Below are 15,484 nucleotides of genomic sequence, written 5' to 3'. Positions count from 1 at the left end.
GAGCCGTGCCACCGAGGGACTACGCTCCGACTCGTGGCCGACATCCAGATTCCCGCTGACATCAAGCCCGCCGACGGACGCTTCGGCGCCGGTCCTTCCAAGGTGCGGACGGAGGCGCTCGACGCGCTGGCCGCCACCGGCACCTCTCTCCTCGGTACGTCCCACCGCCAGGCCCCGGTCAAGAACCTGGTCGGCGAAGTGCGCGACGGTGTACGCAGCCTCTTCTCCCTCCCCGAGGGGTACGAGGTCATCCTCGGCAACGGCGGCTCCACCGCCTTCTGGGACATCGCGACGCACGGTCTGATCGAGACGAAGTCCCAGCACCTGAACTTCGGTGAGTTCTCCTCCAAGTTCGCCAAGGCCGCCAAGCTCGCGCCCTGGCTGTCCGACCCCACCGTCATCGCCTCCGACCCGGGCACCCACCCGGACCCTCAGGCCGAAGCGGGCGTCGACGTCTACGCCTTCACCCACAACGAGACCTCCACGGGCGTCGCGGCACCGGTCAAGCGCGTCGCGGGTGCCGACGAAGGCTCCCTCGTGCTGGTGGACGCCACCTCGGGCGCGGGCGGCCTCCCGGTCGACATCACCGAGTCCGACGTCTACTACTTCGCCCCGCAGAAGTCCTTCGCCTCCGACGGCGGCCTGTGGATCGGCGTGTTCTCCCCGGCCGCCCTGGAGCGCGCCGCCCGGATCCACGCCTCGGGCCGGCACATCCCGGAGTTCTTCTCGCTCCCGACGGCGATCGACAACTCCCTGAAGAACCAGACGTACAACACCCCGGCGCTGGCCACCCTCTTCCTGCTGAACGAGCAGCTGAAGTGGATGAACACCCAGGGCGGCCTGGACTTCACGACGGGCCGCACGGCCGCGTCCTCGGGCCACCTCTACGGCTGGGCCGACGAGTCCAAGTACGCGACCCCGTTCGTCACGGACCCGGCCAAGCGCTCGCAGGTCATCGGCACCATCGACTTCGCGGACGAGATCGACGCGGCGGCCGTCGCGAAGGTGCTGCGCGCCAACGGCATCGTGGACACCGAGCCGTACCGCAAGCTGGGCCGCAACCAGCTGCGCGTGGCGATGTTCCCGGCGATCGACCCGGCGGACGTGCAGGCGCTGACGGCGTGCATCGACTACGTGATCGAGAAGCTGTAGCGCTTCGGTTTTCCGGCTGTACGGAGGCGGCCCGGCACCCACGCGGTGTGCCGGGCCGCCTCCGTACAGCAGCCCGTTCAAGGCGGACCCGCACGGTCTGCGGACGCCGCCGAACTCGTGCGGACGGGCCGCACGAAACGCTGAGGGCAGGCCGGACACCAAGACGGGCCGGGGTGCGCCGCTAGGGTGCCGCCCATGAGCTCCCCCGTACCTCCCGCCACCCCCGCCACCCATGTCCCGTACTCCGGAGACGAGAAGGAAAGCCTCCACGTCAGTCTCGACCGGCACCGGGACGTGGTGCTGTGGAAGCTGGAGGGGCTGGACGACGAGCAGCTGCGCCGTCCGATGACCCCCACCGGGACGAATCTGCTCGGCCTGGTCAAGCACCTCGCGACCGTCGAATACGGCTGGTTCTGCTCGCCGTTCGGCCGGGCGACCGAGCCGTTCTGGTTCGACCCGGCGACCGAGGACATGGTGGCCGGCCCCGATGAGACGACCGCCGACATCCTCGCCTTCTACGCCCGCGCCCGCGCGGCCGCCGACGCCTCGATCCGGGAGACGGACCTGGGGACGACGGGCACCGTGTGGGACGGGCGGGTCGTGTCGATGCGGTGGGTGCTCATCCACATGCTGGAGGACACCGTGCGGCACACCGGGCACATGGACATCGTGCGGGAGCTGATCGACGGCGCGGTGGGCACCTACCCGGGCGCCGGCTGACCGGCCCCCCGCCTCACTCCCCCGGCGCCGCCGCCAGCACCGCGCGCAGGGCGGCTATCCCCGCCAGCCACTCCGCCTCCGCCCCGGCATCGGCCCACAGGTCCAGCGGCTCCGCGTTCGGCGCCGCCACCCGGTCCAGGGCGCGGACCGCCAGCGGGCGCAGGTCGGCCGGGAGCGGGGGCAGCGGGTCCTTGGGGCCGTACACGGTGGTGACGGGCTCCCCGCCAGGGCACTGGGCGGCGACCAGGGCGGCCGCCGCCACCGCCTCCTCGCCGCTGTCCAGGTAATCCTGCGGACCGGTGCCGGCCGCGGTGGTCAGGACGGCCCGGAGCACGTCCGCCTTCTTCTCCGGCTCGGCGTCGTCGACCCGCCCGCCGAAGTCGGCCGCGGTGTCGTTGTCGAAGTGGCCGATGTCCCAGGCGCCCATGGGGTCCCCCTCAGTCTCTGCCTCAGCGTTCTGCCTCGGTGTCCCCATCCTCACAGCCACCACTGACAACCGGCCTGCGCGCCAGCACGAAGCCCTGCGGCGCCCGCTCCGGGAACGGCCCCTCCGTCTCCCGCTCCTTCCACAGCACGGCCCGCACCTCCAGTCCCGCCGCCCGCAGCAGTGCGGCCATCCGCTCCGGCTGCCGCCGGTGGAAGACCAGCGAGATCTCGTGGCCCCAGGCCTCGGCCATCCGCAACGGCTCGTCGCCGACCTGGAAGCCGAGCTGTACGGGGGCGCCCGGGGCCAGGACGCGGTGGAACTCGGCGAAGGCGCGCGGCAGTTCCTCGTCCGGGACGTGGATGGTGGAGTACCAGGCGAGCAGCCCGCCGAGCGACCCGTCCGGCAGGTCGAGGCCGAGCATGGACCCCTCCTCGAAGCGCAGCCCGGGGTGGTCCCGCCGCGCCTCGGCCAGCATTCCCGGCGCGAGGTCGATCCCGAACACCTCGACGCCCAGGCCGAGTTTGTGCAGATGGCCGGTCACCCGGCCCGTACCGCAGCCGACATCGGCCAGCGGCAGCCCGCCTCCGTCCGCCACCACATGCTCGGCGAAGACGGCCAACACCCCGCGTTCCAGGGGCTTGGCGGCGAGTTCGTCGCGGGTCCACCGCGCGTATCCACCGGCGATGGCGTCGTACGAGCGGCGGGTGGCGCGCACGAAGTCCGGCGCCGGATCAGGTGAGGTCATGGCGCACCACCTTAGGGGGTGCCGTCACACGGCTGCCGTTGCCCGGAGGGCGACCGCACACCGGGCCGCCGTGTGACAGCGGGCCCCCTGCCGCGCGCCCGGATCACTCCGGGCGCGTGCCCTCCGTGGACGAGGGGCGCTGGGGCCCCTCCTCGCCGTCCGCGCGTTCGTACCGCAGCGCTCCCGAGGGACAGCGCCGTACCACTTCCGCCACCTGCCCGGCGTCGGCGGCGTCGGGCCGGATCCACGGCCGCCGGGCCGTGTCGAACACCTCCGGCAGCCCTCTGACGCACTCGGCGGCGTGCCGACAGCGCGCGGCCTCGAAGGTCACGGTGATCGCGCGGCCCTCGTACGACCTCCTGCCCGTGCCACCTGTCGTGTCACTCATACCGGCCTCCCGGTTCCGGCCGCTCCCGGCCGTTCAGTCGCTGACCTTGCTGCGGGACTGGTACAGCAGGTCCTGGTAATCGGGGTGCCGGGCGATCCAGGCCGCGAAGAACGGGCAGGTGGCCAGCACTCTCAGCTGCGCGGCGCGCGCCTCGTCGAGAGCCGTGCGGACCAGGGCCGAGCCGACTCCCTTGCCCTCGTACTCCGGCGCGACCTCGGTATGGACGAATGCCACGAGCTCCGGCGTACGGATGTAGTCCGCGAACCCCGCGACATCGGGGCCCCCGTCCACCCTCGCCTCGTACCGCTTGGCCTCGGGAACGTCATCGACCTGGACCGTCATGGGGCCTCCGTTCGCTCTATCTCCACCGTAAACCGATGCAGTTGATACATCATCTTCAGACGCCGGGCGGTCGGACGCCGGGCGGTCGGACGCCGGGCGGCCAGGCGCCGGGCGGCCAGGCGCCGGGCGGCCAAAGGCCCGTCGGTCACGGGCCCGTCGGCGGTCAGGCGCCGCTCCCGGCGCGCCCGGCGGCGAGGAGCTGCATCTCCCAGGCGAAGGCCACCCCGGACGCTCCGCCGTGCTGGGCCTGGACCTCGGCGGCGGCCGGAACGGTCTCCTCGCGGGCCCAGTCGCGCTGCCACTCGCCCATCACGGCCATCCAGGTGATCGGGACGACGCCCGCCTGGACCATGCGGCGCACCGCCATGTCGTGGGCCTCCGCCGAGACACCGCCCGAGGCGTCGGTGACGGCGTAGACGTCGAAGCCCTCACCTGCCGCCTGGATGGCGGGCATCGCCAGGCATATCTCCGTCCAGAGCCCGGCGAGGATCAGCTTCTTCCGTCCGGTCGCCTTGACGGCGTCGACGACGCGCCGGTCCTGCCAGGTGTTGATGAAGGTCCGGTCGATCGGCTTCTGCTCCGGAAACACGTCCTGGATGCCCTGGATCAGATAGCCGCCGCGCTCCTCCAGCACCGTGGTCAGGATGGTCGGGACGCCGAACGCCTTGGCCGCCTTGGCGAGTCCGACGACGTTGTTGACGATCGTCGCCGGTTCGTGACTGTTCAGGTTGGCGAACTGGAAGGGCTGGTGGTCGATCAGCACCAGGACGCTCTCCTCGGGCGTCAGCAGCGCGTCGAGTCCGGCCTTGTTCGAGGTGCTCATGGGGGTGTCCCTTCTGGAGCCGCACGCCATGTAGTTGACGTGTCACCCACCCTAGGCAGCAGGTGGTTGATGCGTCAACCACCCCACGTGACAGCCGGTTCACGGGAAGCCTCGGCGGCCTCGCTACGCTCCTTCCATGGATGCACCGCCTCGCTGGCTGACGCCGGAACAGCAGGCCGCCTGGGACAGCTTCATCCGCATGCAGGAGAAGCTCATCGGACGGCTCTCCCGCCGGGTCCAGTCCGACTCCCATATGTCGCCGGCCGACTATCTCGTGCTGGCCAAACTCACCGAGGCCGGCGGACGGATGCGCCTCACGGACCTGGCCAAGCTGCTGGAGTGGGAGAAGAGCCGCATGTCCCACCAGGTAGGACGGATGGCCAAACGCGGACTGGTCGCGAAGGAGGAGTGCGCCGACGACGGCCGCGGAGCGCTCGTCGTCGCCACTCCGGCCGGCCGCACGGCGATCGAGGAGGCCGCGCCGGTGCATGTGGACCACGTGCGGCGGCTGTTCGTCGACGCGCTCACCCAGGAGGAGCTGGACACGCTCGCCCGCATCTCCAACCGCGTCCTCGCCCACATGGAGAAGCAGCCCGACTGACCGGCCGCCGCACCTCCGGGCCCTGCTCCCTCACCGGCTCAGCCGCCGGAACCGCCGTACCGCCAGCGGCAGGAAGACCAGCGTGATCACCAGCGGCCACACCACCGCCATCAGCAGGGCGTGCTCCTCCACCCAGGTGGAGCCGCCGGCCACCGGGTTGCCGAACAGTTCGCGAGTGGCGGTCGCGGTCGAGGAGATGGGGTTCCAGGCGGCGACCGTGCCCAGCCAGTCCGGCATCAGGGACGGAGCGACCAAGGTGCTGGAGATCATCGTGAGCGGGAAGGCGACCGCGTACAGCCCGCCCGCCGCCTCCGGCGTGGGGACCAGCAGGCCGAGCCAGACGCCCACCCAGATCAGGCCGAACCGCAACAGCAGGAGCAGCCCGAACGCCCCGAGGGCCGCCGTCACGCCGCCGCCCGCGCGCCAGCCGATCAGCAGCGCCGTGACGGCCAGGATGGTCAGCTCGGCGGCGGCGACCACCAGGTCGGCCACCCCGCGCCCGGAGGCGAAGGCGGAGGGAGCCATCGGCATGGACCGGAAGCGGTCGACGACCCCCTTGCGGGCGTCGGTGACGACGGCCACGGCGGTGTTCATGAAGCCCATCGTCATGGTCATGGTGAACATGCCGGGCATCAGGAACTCCCGGTAGTCACCGCCGCCGGGCACCTTCATGGCGCTGCCGAAGATGTACCCGTACAGCAGGACGGAGAGGATCGGGAAGCCGAGCTGCCAGACGATGGAGGCGGGGCTGCGCCGGTAGTGGGTGAGGACGCGGCGGGTGGTGTTCCAGGAGTCGGAGACCGCCCAGTAGGCGGGGCCGTGTTCGCGGAGCCGGCCCGTCACCGCGGGCTTCCGTTCGAGCGTGGTCATGCCGCCGCCACCTCCACCGGTGCGTCGTCCGTCTCCGTGCCCTGGTCCGTGCCGTGTCCCGTCAGCCGCAGGAACACGTCGTCCAGGCTCGGCCTGCGCAGCCCGATGTCCTCCACCACGATCCCGTCGTCCTGGAGACTGCGGGCCACCTCGGTCAGCGCCGCCACCCGGTCGGCGACCTGGGCGTGCACCCGGCGGGTGGTGTCGTCGGTGAGGACGAGCCCGCCCCCGGCCACCCGGTCGACGGCCTTCGCCACGGCGGCCAGGTCGCCCTCCTCCGCGGCGACGACCTCGATCCGGTCCCCGCCGACGCGGTTCTTCAGCGCGTCCGGGGTGTCGTCGGCGATGGCCCGCCCCCGGTCGATGACGGTGATGTGCGAGGCCAGGCGGTCCGCCTCGTCCAGGTACTGCGTGGTGAGCAGCACCGTCGTACCGCCCGCCACCAGGGCCCGGACCGCGTCCCAGACCTCGCCCCGGCCGCGCGGGTCGAGTCCGGTCGTCGGCTCGTCCAGGAAGAGCACGTCGGGCGAGAGGATCATCGAGGAGGCGAGGTCGAGTCGGCGCCGCATGCCGCCGCTGTACTCCTGGGCGCTCCTGTCGGCCGCCTCCACCAGGCCGAACCGTTCCAGCAGCTCCCCGGCGCGGAGCCGGGCCCCGCGGTTGCCGAGGTGGAAGAGGCGCCCGAACATCTCCAGGTTCTGCCGCCCGGTGAGCCCCTCGTCGACGGCGGCGTACTGACCGGCGAGCCCGATCCTGCTCCGTACGCGGCGGGGTTCTCGCCGCACGTCGAGTCCCGCCACCTCGGCCCGGCCCTCGTCGTACCGCAGGAGAGTGGCGAGGACCCGTACGGCGGTGGTCTTGCCGGCCCCGTTCGGACCGAGCAGGCCGTGGACGGCGCCGGGGCGTACGGCGAGGTCGAACCCGTCGAGTGCCCGCTTCTCGACCGCCTCCTTCCCCCGCCCCCGGTACCGCTTGACGACACCTTCGGCGAGCACCGCGTATCCGGACGCGGGCCTCGGCCTGTTCTCGGACATGGACATGCGCGACCCCCTGCTTCCCCGGGCTTCTCCGACCGACCCGGAAGCGAATTGAGTACACCGTACCCCAAACCGAGTACGGTGTACCTAGATACGAGTACGGCGTACCCAAATCCCCTCCGGCGGACTACGCTGCCCCCATGGCGAAAGACGGATCGACTGCGGCGGCGACGGACGGCACGACGACCGGGAGCGGCGACATCGCGCGCAGCCTGGAACTCCTGTGGGGCACCGGGGACCGCCCCAGCCGGGGCCCCAAACCGGGCCTCACGCTGGACCGGATCGTCACGGCCGCCGTCGCCGTCGCGGACGCGGAAGGGCTCTCCGCCGTCTCCATGCGCCGGCTCTCCACCGAGCTCGGCACGGGCACGATGTCGCTCTACCGGTACGTCCCCGGCAAGGCCGAACTCCTGGATCTGATGCTGGACCGGGTGCTGGGCGAGCCCCTGCCCGCCGGGTCCGGACGTCCCGCCGCCGACCACCCCGCCCCCGAGGACTGGCGGGTGGCGATCGACACCATGGCCCGCACCTACCTCGACAACCTGCGCCGCCACCCCTGGCTGCTGAAGATCAACCAGGCCCGTACGGTGCTCGGCCCCAGCGCCCTGCGCGGTCTGGAGCTCGCCCTCACCGCGCTGCGGTCCATGGGGCTGCGCGACCCCGAGCTGATCGGCGTGATCATCACGGTCAACAGCTTCGTCGAGGGCCTCGCCCGCACCCAGGCCGACGCGGCGGAGGCGGTGGCGCAGACCGGGCTGAGCGACGAGGAGTTCTGGGAGAGCCAGCACCCCTACCTGGAGCGGGCCATGCTCAGCGGCGGGTACCCGATGATGGCGGGGATGTCGGAGGACACCTTCAGCGCCGACTTCGACCACTTCACGTTCGGACTTGACCGCTTGATCGCCGGTTTCGAGGCCCTGGTGGCGGAACGGACGGCAGCCTCGGCACCGGCCCCGGCGACAACCCCGGCGGCGGAGCGTACGCCGGACCCGGCACCGGCCCCGGCGGCGGACCGGACATGACAACACGCCCGGCCCGTGCCCCAATGGATATATGGACGCCAGCCGGGAGCTAGCCCCCTTCGTGAAGCAGTACGCCGTCCTGCTGAGCACCCACCGTCAGGACGGCACACCCGTCGGCACGCCCGTCAACATCGCCGTCGAGGGCGATCACGCCTTCATCCGCACGTTCTCCTCCGCCTGGAAGGTGGAGCGGATGCGGAACCACCCGAAGGTGGAACTCGCCCCCTGCACGGTCCGGGGCAGACCCACGGGCCCGGAGATCAGCGCCCACGCACGGCTGCTGCGGCCCGGCACGAAGGAGAACACGCACGCGGCGCGGATGCTGTCGCGGAAGTACCCGATCGTGCAGGGCGTGCTCGTCCCGCTGGTGCACCGGCTGAAGCGGGACAAGACGCTGCACTACGAGGTGTGGCCGATGACGAACGGCGACTGAGCGGGTCGGTCCACCGGCCCCCCACGGGCCTCACCCCTGGGGGCCTCACCCCTGCCCGCCGCGCTTCCGCCGCAGCGCGAACCAGAGGGCCCCGACCCCGACGATGATCACGGCACCCAGCCCCACGCTCCCCTTGCCGTCACCGTCCTGACCGTCGCCCGCCCCTTGCGCCGGACTCCCACTCCCCGAGGGCTTCCCCTTCTCCTCCCCGCCCCCCGTCGGCTTGCCGCCCCCTTCGACCTCCACGCGCACGACGCCGCTGCGCACACCCTCGGAGCCGAACATCAGGGCCGAGCCGTCCGCCGTGTACGTCACCGACTCCGCCTGCCGCTGGAACGGCGCGGCGACCGACCGGCTCTCGCCGAGGCGGCCGTCCTCGAAGTCGTACACGCGGGCGCTGAAGTACGAGCGCAGCACCAGCGAGCCGCCGTCGGGCGAGAAGGCCCCGTCGGTCACCCACGGCACCTCGCCGACCCGCCGGAAGGTGTTGACGGACCCGGCGGTGAGCTCGGCGGGCCCTTCGTAGAGCCCGCCGCCGTCCTCGTTCTTGGAGGCGATGTAGACGCGTCCGGTCTTGGGGTGGACCATCAGCGCCTCGGCGTTGCGGGCCCCGTCGGCGTACTTCACGTCGTACTGGGTGGCGGTGACGGTGGCGTCGCGCAGGGTCTTGGGCTCGGGAAAGCGGTAGATCCAGACGTGGGACCAGGTCCCGTCCAGGTTGTCCCCGATGTCACCGACGTAGATGTCCCCGTCGGGCCCGATGGAGATGGCCTCCACATCGCGCGGCTCCCCGATGCCCCGCATGGTGACGGTCGCGACGGTCTTCCCGGTGCGGGAGTCGACGGCGAAGACGTAGGGGCCGTCGTCGCTGTCGTTGTGCGTCCAGTAGACGCCGGGGTGCAGACGGCTGGCGGCGAGGCCGCTGGACTCGGTGATACGGGGGTCCTCGATCGTGAAGTCACGGTCGGGCTCCCCGTCGGCGGCGACGGCGGGGCAGGCGGCGCCGAGGAGCAGCAGGAAGGCTGCGGCGGGAGCGGCGAGACCTGCGACAGCACGGCGGCGGCTCGGATACGAACGCATGGCCCAAGTGTCCACGGTCCCGGCCCCGTCCACCGCCGGTCCGGCCCCGCCCCGCCCCACCGTGTCCATCGTCACGTCGCAGGCCACAGCCGTGATCGGCCATGATGACGCCATGCGTTTTCTCCCGGTCGGCGACTCCATGACCATCGGCGCCACCGGCGACTTCACCTGGCGCTACCGCCTGTGGCAGCACCTTGAGGCGGTCTGCCCGACTCCGTACGAGATCGTCGGGCCGCGCACGACGCTGTACGACCCCGAGGCGGACGCCCCGCTCTCCCATGCGTACGCCGACCCGTCCTTCCCGCCCGACGCGCGCCGACACCTGGCAGGGTGGGGCGAGGGGTGGCTGCACATGGCCCCGGCGATCGCGGACGCGGTGCGCGAGGCGGAGGCGGACGTACTGCTGGTCTCGCTGGGCCTGATAGACCTCGGGTTCTACACGGACGCCGAGCAGACGGCGGCCAACGCCCGCACGTTCATCGAGGCGGCCCGCACGGCCAACCCGCACATCCGGATGGTGCTGCTCCCGGTGATACCGAACATCCGGGCCGAGTCGGACGCCCCCTTCGCCGCCTCCTGCGCCCGCTTCAACGAACTCCTCGCCAAGGCCGTGGCCGACCTCGACACCCCGGCCTCCCCGCTCCTCCTGGCCTCGCGCCCGCCGGGCTACGACATCCATACGGACACGTACGACGGCACCCACCCGGGCCCGACCGGCGAACACCTCCTCGCGGCCGCCTTCGCCGACGCGATGCACCAGGCGTGGGGGCTGGGCGGGCGGTACGCGCGGCTGGACGCGACGTCGCAGCCGCAGCCGGCGCTCGTCGGCGGACCGGTCACCGCGGAGGGCTGACCCGCCCCGACGCCGGTTCCCACACCGAGCAGTCGTGCGCGAAGAACACCCGCCCCGGGTCGAACGCGGCCAGCCGGTCCGTCCAGGGCCGGTACGGCGGAAGCGGCTCCGCCACCCCGTCGCGTACGGCACGGCGGGCGAGCGCGTCGGAGGCGTAGTGCGACGCGAAGTCATGGGCCTGCCCGGCGAGGACGACGACGGTCCCGTCCCCCTCCCGGACGACCAGCGACTGGTGCCCGTCGGTGTGCCCGGGGGTCGGCACCACCCACACCCCGGGCCAGATCTCGGCCTCCCCGGAGAGCTCCTCGTACCGGGCGCCGGGGAAGTCGACGAGCGCGTCGATGGTGTACCCGCCCCTGCGCGCGGCCGCCAGCTCGGTCTCCTGTACGAGGACGGGCACGCCCGCAAGCAGAGGGTTGCCGCCGATGTGGTCGAAGTGGAGGTGGCAGTTCACGGCGACGCTCACGTCCTCAAGTGCCGTCCCCACGGCGGCCAGCGCCCCCTCCAGCGGCCGACGCCGGGGCCGGTAGTGCGCTTCGGCCCCCGGGTCCCCGGCCCCGATCCCCGTATCGAAGAGGAGCCGACCGCGCGGGTGCTCAACCAGGTAGGCGAGCACCGGTTCGACTCGGGGGTGCGGCCCGCCGACCTCGACTGCGGGCCGGACGAAGAAGCCTAGGTCGAGGCGGTGGACGGTGACGGTCCCGGGCCCGGACTCGGCCCTGGCCACGGCCCCGGTCGCGGCTTCGGTCCCGGTCACGGCCTTGGTCCCGGCCTCGGTCCCGGTCCTGGCCTTGGTCCCTGCTTCAGCCCCGGTCCCGGTCATGGCCTTGGTCCCGGCCTCGGCCCTGGCCCCGCTCCCGCTCCCTGTCGCGTTCGTACGCTGCGTCATCCGGCCAGCCTGGCAGCTGGGCGGGACGGTGTCCGGGCGCTCTGCCGACAGCAGAGCCGGCCCGCGCCTGGGGCCGCTGCGGTGAGGGTGACACCCCGCCTGCCCGGCCCCTCACCGAACCACGACCCCGTCACCCCACCCGCTGCGACCCCAGCATCGTCAGCGCCAGCTCCGTCAGTTCGCGCGAGACCTCCTCCGGGCGGGCCCGGCGGCAGCGGCGGGTGTGGTGGGCCATCAGTTCGTGGACCGTGCCGACCATCACCATGACGTCCACGCGGTGGTCCCGGTCCTCCGCCTCGCCCCGTTCCACCGCCCGCTCGGCCTCCCCCGTGAGGAACTCCGTCCACAGGGCCCGCCAGAGCTTGCAGTGCTCGTCCACCACCGCGCTGACGCCCAGCACCTCGACGAAGGTCACCCGGGCCTCGCGCGGATCCCGGGTGACGGCCTCCACGTACGCGTCGAAGAGGCGCCGGACCCTCTCCCCGATCGCGCACTCGTCGATCCCCTCGGAGAGCAGGGCGGCCTCCGCGGCCCGCAGGCCGATGGTGGTGACCCGGTTGTGCAGGGCGATGAGCAGGCCCTCCCGCGTCCCGTACTCCTGGCGGAGCACCTCGGGCGTGACCCCGGCCGCCTCGCACAGGTCCGCCTCGGAGGTCTCCCGGTAGCCGACGACCCCGTACAGCTCCCTTGCGGCATCCAGCAGTTGTTCCCTCGCCTGGGTACGGGCCTGGTCACCGGGCCCTGTCCGCTGAACCGCCCAGCCATCAGCCACCGGTCCTCCTTCAGCGCAAGGTGCGGGAGAGGGCCTCGGCACCTCTGCACGAACCGCCGCCCCATTGTGCTCGCCCCGAGGGCCGCCGGAGTGCCGCGCCACACCCGTACGGCGCAACGCTGTCAAGCCGAAACGCTTCTTCGCCGCACGATTCACCTTCGGTCTCCTCCGAGCCCGCGCCAATCCCCCTCCGAGACCGGGCCAATCCCCTCCCCTCCGGGCCGCGCCCACCCACCCCGGTCCGCGCCGATCCCCTCCCGCCCGCGCTTGACCCTGACCCACGGGTCAAGGGTTAGCGTCACCGCACCCGCCGCCCGGACACCTTCCGCGTGCCGCGCGCGCCGCCCCGCCGATGCCAGCCGAGGAGCCCCGCATGCCCGCCGTCACCCCGCCCCTCCCCCGTACCGCCCGCGAGGTCCGCCTGACCTCCGTGCCCCAAGGGCTGCCCACGGCACAGGACTTCACCGTCACCGAAGCGCCCCTCACCGCACCCGGAACGGGTCAGGTCCTCGTCCGGAACCGCTACTTTCTGGTCTTCCCCGGTCTGCGCACCCTCATCGGCGGCGAGGTCGAGGGGCTTCCGCTCCCCGCGCTGAACAGGGGCGACGCCCTGTTCGGGCCTGCCGTCGGTGAGGTCGTCGCGGCGCCGGACGACAGCCCCCTGCGGGTCGGGGACACCGTCACCCACCTGCACGGGTGGCGGGACCACGCCGTGGTGGACGCCGATCAGTGCACGGCCGTCGGGGACGCGCTGCCCGACCCGGCCGGGTACCTCTCCCAGGGGTCGTCCGCGTACGGGGCCCTCACCCGGCTCGCCCCTGTCCGCACCGGCGACACCGTCCTGGTCACCGGCGCTGCCGGAGCCGTCGGCACCCTCGCCGGCCCGATCGCCCGGCTGCTGGGCGCCGGGCGGGTGATCGGCACCACCCGGTCCCGCGGGAAGGCCGAACGGCTCTCCGACGAACTCGGTTACGACGCCGTGCTCCTGGGAGACCCGGGCGACTCCGGGGCCCCCTTCGCCACCCAGCTCGCCGAGGCCGCGCCCGACGGCATCGACGTCCTCGTGGACACCGTCGGCGGTGAACAGCTGGCGGCGGCCGTCGGCGCGGCCCGGCAAGGGGCCCGCTTCGCCCTGGTCGGGGCGTTGTCCGGGCAGATGTCGGCGCGGCGGGCGGGCGGCAGCGCGCCGGTGGAGATCGACTCGTTCCGGATCGTCGTGAAGGGCCTCTCGCTGCGCGGTTACAGCGGTACGGACCACCCCGGCATCGAGGAGGAGTGGACCGGGCGGTTCGGCGCGTGGCTGCGCTCCGGCGAGATCACCTTCCCGCACGTCCGGATCCCGGGCATCGATCGGGCGCCGCAGGCGTTGCAGGAGTTGATCGAAGGGCGGCACTTCGGGGCCGTCGTCGTGGAGTTGTAGCGGCTGTCGGGCGGCAGGGGTGGGCGTCATGCGGATCGGTGAGGCGGCTGCGGCGGCGGGGTGCACCCCCAGGGCGCTGCGCCTGTACGAACAGCGCGGGCTGCTCCCGCCGCCCGGCCGCACACCTTCGGGCCAGCGCGACTACCGGCCCGCCGAGGTCGCCCGGCTCCGCGTCATCCGTGAGCTGCTGGGCTCCGGCTTCACCATCGAGGACCTGCGCTCCCTGGCCGACCGCCTCCACCTCCTCACCGAGGGCCCGCCGCCCCGGTGCGGGTCCCCCGACGCCCCGGCGGGCGCCGGCGCGGGGGTCGTCGGCCGCCGCCTCGCCCTCCTCGACGCCGAGATCGACCGCCTCACCCGGCTCCGCGAGGAGCTGGCGCGCCGGGTCTACGGGGAGCAGTAGCGGGCCCGCCGGCTACTCCACCCGCGCCAGCCACGCCGTCAGCAGCCGCTCCAACTCCGCCGCCTCCTGCGGCTCCAGCGCGTCCAGCAGGTTCCGCTCGTTGCGCATGTGCTCGGTGAACGCCCGGTCGATCAGCGACCGGCCCGCCGGGGTCAGCGCGACCACCCGGCCCCGGCCGTCCGCCGCCGAGCGACGCCGGGTCACCAGGCCGGCGCGCTGGAGGCGGTCGATCCGCTTGGTCATCGCGCCCGTGGTGACCATCGTGTGCGCGGCCAGCTCGCCCGGCGCCCGCTCGAAGGGCGCCCCGGCCCGGCGCAGCGCGGCCAGGACGTCGAACTCGCCCTCCGACAGGCCGTGGGCGGCGTAGACGACGTCGAGGCGGGCGGTCAGGAGGTGGCCCAGGCGGTGCAGACGGCCGATGACGGCCTGCGGGGAGACGTCCACGTCCGGGCGCTCCCGCGCCCACTCGGCCTGGATGCGGGCCACATGGTCGGGTCCCGCGCCTCCCGGAGCCGCATCCCGAAGATTACCTTCCATGGAAGGCATAATAGCTTCCATGGAAGGTAACCTGAAATGGTCGCTGGTCACGGCGGTGGCCCCCGTGGCCTGGGGCACGACCTACTTCGTCACGCGCGAGTATCTGCCCGAGAGCCACCCCCTGTACGGCGCCGCCTTCCGGGCGGTCCCCGCCGGGCTGCTCCTCCTGGCCCTCTGCCGGAAGCTGCCGCAGGGGAGCTGGTGGTGGAAGTCCCTGGTGCTCGGCGCGCTGAACATGAGCGGCTTCTTCGCCCTCGTCTACGTGGCGGCGCAGCGCCTCCCCACCAGCCTGGCGTCGATCATCATGGCCCTCGCGCCCCTGTTCATGATGATGCTGGCCTGGCCGCTGGTCGGTGAGCGGCCGGGCTGGAAGCACCTCGCCGGGGCCCTGACCGGCGTCGGCGGCGTCTGCCTGATGGTGTTCACGGCAGCCGGTTCGGTGGACGCGATCGGGGTGCTCGCCTCCGTCGGGGCGATGGCGATGTCCTCGTACGGGTACGTCCTGGCCAAGCGGTGGAGCGGCGAGGTGGACGTACTCGCCGCCACCAGCTGGCAGTTGCTCGGCGGCGGGCTGCTGCTCGTGCCGTGCGCGGCCCTGGTGGAGGGCGCGCCGCCCGCCCTCGACGGCCCCGCGCTCCTCGGTTTCGCCTACCTGGCCGTGGTGGCGACCGCCCTCGCCTTCGCCGCCTGGTTCCTGGGGCTGAAGCACCTGCCGGCGGGGACGGTCGGGCTGCTGGGGCTGCTCAACCCCGTGACAGGCGTGCTGCTGGGGCTGCTGCTCGCCGGTGAGAGCCTCTCCGGCCGGCAGGTCGTCGGCCTGGTGCTCACGCTGTGCGGCGTCGTGCTCGGCCAGCGCGCCGCCCGGACGCCCGCACCGCCGCCCGAGGCGCCGGAACCCTCCGAACCCCCGGAGACACCCGGCACCCCCGCCCCCGGCGAGCGCCCCTCCCGTATCCACCGTTCACCGTGA

At 72.8% G+C, this 15,484-nt stretch carries 20 protein-coding genes; 9 read left to right on the top strand and 11 right to left on the bottom strand.

The genetic code is table 11. The features are described 5' to 3' along the window. Positions 1-33: 33 nt before the first annotated feature. On the top strand, positions 34-1,152 hold the full coding sequence (serC, locus tag GTY67_RS19940) for a phosphoserine transaminase (RefSeq protein ID WP_161279551.1): 1,119 nt from the start codon (positions 34-36) through the stop codon (positions 1,150-1,152). 195 nt (positions 1,153-1,347) lie between these two features. Continuing rightward, on the top strand, positions 1,348-1,872 hold the full coding sequence (locus GTY67_RS19935; protein WP_161279550.1) for a DinB family protein: 525 nt from the start codon (positions 1,348-1,350) through the stop codon (positions 1,870-1,872). A gap of 13 nt (positions 1,873-1,885) precedes the next feature. Here the strand turns inward: GTY67_RS19935 and GTY67_RS19930 are convergent, their stop codons facing one another. The 5 genes from GTY67_RS19930 to GTY67_RS19910 form a co-directional block, all read right to left on the bottom strand. After that, positions 1,886-2,299, bottom strand: a complete 414-nt coding sequence (locus GTY67_RS19930) for a DUF4259 domain-containing protein (RefSeq protein WP_093694132.1) — start codon at positions 2,297-2,299, stop codon at positions 1,886-1,888. Between the two features lie 22 nt (positions 2,300-2,321). Continuing rightward, positions 2,322-3,044 carry a class I SAM-dependent methyltransferase gene (locus GTY67_RS19925; protein ID WP_161279549.1) on the bottom strand — a complete coding sequence of 241 codons (723 nt, stop codon included), beginning with the start codon at positions 3,042-3,044 and terminating at the stop codon, positions 2,322-2,324. A 103-nt stretch (positions 3,045-3,147) separates the two neighbouring features. Next, the gene (locus GTY67_RS19920) at positions 3,148-3,432 is read right to left on the bottom strand and encodes a (4Fe-4S)-binding protein (protein ID WP_161279548.1); all 285 of its coding nucleotides are present in this window, start codon (positions 3,430-3,432) and stop codon (positions 3,148-3,150) included. A 33-nt stretch (positions 3,433-3,465) separates the two neighbouring features. Further along, positions 3,466-3,774, bottom strand: a complete 309-nt coding sequence (locus GTY67_RS19915; RefSeq protein ID WP_093694129.1) for a GNAT family N-acetyltransferase — start codon at positions 3,772-3,774, stop codon at positions 3,466-3,468. 163 nt (positions 3,775-3,937) lie between these two features. Beyond that, a complete protein-coding gene (locus GTY67_RS19910) occupies positions 3,938-4,597 on the bottom strand; it encodes a hydrolase (protein WP_161279547.1) in 660 nt (219 codons plus the stop codon). 136 nt (positions 4,598-4,733) lie between these two features. Here GTY67_RS19910 and GTY67_RS19905 point away from each other — a divergent pair, with 136 nt between their 5' ends. Beyond that, on the top strand, positions 4,734-5,198 hold the full coding sequence (locus GTY67_RS19905) for a MarR family transcriptional regulator (RefSeq protein WP_093694127.1): 465 nt from the start codon (positions 4,734-4,736) through the stop codon (positions 5,196-5,198). Between the two features lie 30 nt (positions 5,199-5,228). Here GTY67_RS19905 and GTY67_RS19900 read toward each other — a convergent pair whose 3' ends face one another. After that, a complete protein-coding gene (locus tag GTY67_RS19900; protein ID WP_161279546.1) occupies positions 5,229-6,068 on the bottom strand; it encodes an ABC transporter permease in 840 nt (279 codons plus the stop codon). After that, a complete protein-coding gene (locus GTY67_RS19895) occupies positions 6,065-7,108 on the bottom strand; it encodes an ATP-binding cassette domain-containing protein (protein ID WP_202461505.1) in 1,044 nt (347 codons plus the stop codon). The genes GTY67_RS19900 and GTY67_RS19895 overlap by 4 nt, the downstream gene beginning before the upstream one ends. 137 nt (positions 7,109-7,245) lie before the next feature. On the opposite strand from GTY67_RS19895, the gene GTY67_RS19890 reads away from it, so the two are divergent. Further along, on the top strand, positions 7,246-8,127 hold the full coding sequence (locus GTY67_RS19890; RefSeq protein ID WP_161279545.1) for a TetR/AcrR family transcriptional regulator C-terminal domain-containing protein: 882 nt from the start codon (positions 7,246-7,248) through the stop codon (positions 8,125-8,127). A gap of 31 nt (positions 8,128-8,158) precedes the next feature. Continuing rightward, the gene (locus GTY67_RS19885) at positions 8,159-8,560 is read left to right on the top strand and encodes a PPOX class F420-dependent oxidoreductase (RefSeq protein WP_093694124.1); all 402 of its coding nucleotides are present in this window, start codon (positions 8,159-8,161) and stop codon (positions 8,558-8,560) included. Between the two features lie 45 nt (positions 8,561-8,605). Here GTY67_RS19885 and GTY67_RS19880 read toward each other — a convergent pair whose 3' ends face one another. Next, the gene (locus GTY67_RS19880; RefSeq protein ID WP_093694174.1) at positions 8,606-9,640 is read right to left on the bottom strand and encodes a hypothetical protein; all 1,035 of its coding nucleotides are present in this window, start codon (positions 9,638-9,640) and stop codon (positions 8,606-8,608) included. Between the two features lie 112 nt (positions 9,641-9,752). Here GTY67_RS19880 and GTY67_RS19875 point away from each other — a divergent pair, with 112 nt between their 5' ends. After that, positions 9,753-10,493, top strand: a complete 741-nt coding sequence (locus tag GTY67_RS19875) for a GDSL-type esterase/lipase family protein (protein ID WP_093694172.1) — start codon at positions 9,753-9,755, stop codon at positions 10,491-10,493. Here GTY67_RS19875 and GTY67_RS19870 read toward each other — a convergent pair. Further along, entirely contained in the window at positions 10,477-11,220 is a 744-nt protein-coding gene (locus tag GTY67_RS19870) for an N-acyl homoserine lactonase family protein (protein WP_343238754.1), read from the bottom strand. The two genes, GTY67_RS19875 and GTY67_RS19870, sit on opposite strands and share 17 nt — an antisense overlap. Before the next feature lie 292 nt (positions 11,221-11,512). Continuing rightward, positions 11,513-12,154, bottom strand: coding sequence for a TetR/AcrR family transcriptional regulator (locus GTY67_RS19865; RefSeq protein ID WP_093694123.1), 642 nt, complete (start codon positions 12,152-12,154; stop codon positions 11,513-11,515). Between the two features lie 373 nt (positions 12,155-12,527). On the opposite strand from GTY67_RS19865, the gene GTY67_RS19860 reads away from it, so the two are divergent. Then, the gene (locus GTY67_RS19860; protein WP_161279544.1) at positions 12,528-13,574 is read left to right on the top strand and encodes an NADP-dependent oxidoreductase; all 1,047 of its coding nucleotides are present in this window, start codon (positions 12,528-12,530) and stop codon (positions 13,572-13,574) included. A gap of 28 nt (positions 13,575-13,602) precedes the next feature. Beyond that, complete coding sequence (locus GTY67_RS19855) at positions 13,603-13,977, top strand: MerR family transcriptional regulator (RefSeq protein WP_161279543.1); 375 nt, start codon at positions 13,603-13,605, stop codon at positions 13,975-13,977. Positions 13,978-13,989: 12 nt separating this feature from the next. Here the strand turns inward: GTY67_RS19855 and GTY67_RS19850 are convergent, their stop codons facing one another. Continuing rightward, positions 13,990-14,514 carry a MarR family transcriptional regulator gene (locus tag GTY67_RS19850; protein ID WP_161279542.1) on the bottom strand — a complete coding sequence of 175 codons (525 nt, stop codon included), beginning with the start codon at positions 14,512-14,514 and terminating at the stop codon, positions 13,990-13,992. Between the two features lie 19 nt (positions 14,515-14,533). Here GTY67_RS19850 and GTY67_RS19845 point away from each other — a divergent pair, with 19 nt between their 5' ends. Further along, positions 14,534-15,484 (top strand): EamA family transporter, encoded by a 951-nt coding sequence (locus GTY67_RS19845; RefSeq protein ID WP_161279541.1) that lies wholly within the window; start codon positions 14,534-14,536, stop codon positions 15,482-15,484.

The organism is Streptomyces sp. SID8374 (assembly GCF_009865135.1).
In the GTDB taxonomy this organism is placed as follows: domain Bacteria; phylum Actinomycetota; class Actinomycetes; order Streptomycetales; family Streptomycetaceae; genus Streptomyces.
Note: the sequence above shows the minus strand (reverse complement) of the source record. Positions and strands in the feature narration are given on the sequence as shown.

Bases quoted from the DNA above. Each gene is read 5' to 3' on its own strand.
- GTY67_RS19925 (WP_161279549.1), bottom strand. From the start codon at position 3,044: ATGACCTCACCTGATCCGGCGCCGGACTTCGTGCGCGCCACCCGCCGC.
- GTY67_RS19880 (WP_093694174.1), bottom strand. From the start codon at position 9,640: ATGCGTTCGTATCCGAGCCGCCGCCGTGCTGTCGCAGGTCTCGCCGCT.
- GTY67_RS19910 (WP_161279547.1), bottom strand. From the start codon at position 4,597: ATGAGCACCTCGAACAAGGCCGGACTCGACGCGCTGCTGACGCCCGAG.
- GTY67_RS19875 (WP_093694172.1), top strand. From the start codon at position 9,753: ATGCGTTTTCTCCCGGTCGGCGACTCCATGACCATCGGCGCCACCGGC.
- GTY67_RS19900 (WP_161279546.1), bottom strand. From the start codon at position 6,068: ATGACCACGCTCGAACGGAAGCCCGCGGTGACGGGCCGGCTCCGCGAA.
- GTY67_RS19920 (WP_161279548.1), bottom strand. From the start codon at position 3,432: ATGAGTGACACGACAGGTGGCACGGGCAGGAGGTCGTACGAGGGCCGC.
- GTY67_RS19890 (WP_161279545.1), top strand. From the start codon at position 7,246: ATGGCGAAAGACGGATCGACTGCGGCGGCGACGGACGGCACGACGACC.
- GTY67_RS19915 (WP_093694129.1), bottom strand. From the start codon at position 3,774: ATGACGGTCCAGGTCGATGACGTTCCCGAGGCCAAGCGGTACGAGGCG.
- GTY67_RS19885 (WP_093694124.1), top strand. From the start codon at position 8,159: ATGGACGCCAGCCGGGAGCTAGCCCCCTTCGTGAAGCAGTACGCCGTC.
- GTY67_RS19860 (WP_161279544.1), top strand. From the start codon at position 12,528: ATGCCCGCCGTCACCCCGCCCCTCCCCCGTACCGCCCGCGAGGTCCGC.
- GTY67_RS19855 (WP_161279543.1), top strand. From the start codon at position 13,603: ATGCGGATCGGTGAGGCGGCTGCGGCGGCGGGGTGCACCCCCAGGGCG.
- GTY67_RS19845 (WP_161279541.1), top strand. From the start codon at position 14,534: ATGGAAGGTAACCTGAAATGGTCGCTGGTCACGGCGGTGGCCCCCGTG.
- GTY67_RS19930 (WP_093694132.1), bottom strand. From the start codon at position 2,299: ATGGGCGCCTGGGACATCGGCCACTTCGACAACGACACCGCGGCCGAC.
- GTY67_RS19935 (WP_161279550.1), top strand. From the start codon at position 1,348: ATGAGCTCCCCCGTACCTCCCGCCACCCCCGCCACCCATGTCCCGTAC.
- GTY67_RS19895 (WP_202461505.1), bottom strand. From the start codon at position 7,108: ATGTCCATGTCCGAGAACAGGCCGAGGCCCGCGTCCGGATACGCGGTG.
- GTY67_RS19905 (WP_093694127.1), top strand. From the start codon at position 4,734: ATGGATGCACCGCCTCGCTGGCTGACGCCGGAACAGCAGGCCGCCTGG.
- GTY67_RS19850 (WP_161279542.1), bottom strand. From the start codon at position 14,514: ATGGAAGGTAATCTTCGGGATGCGGCTCCGGGAGGCGCGGGACCCGAC.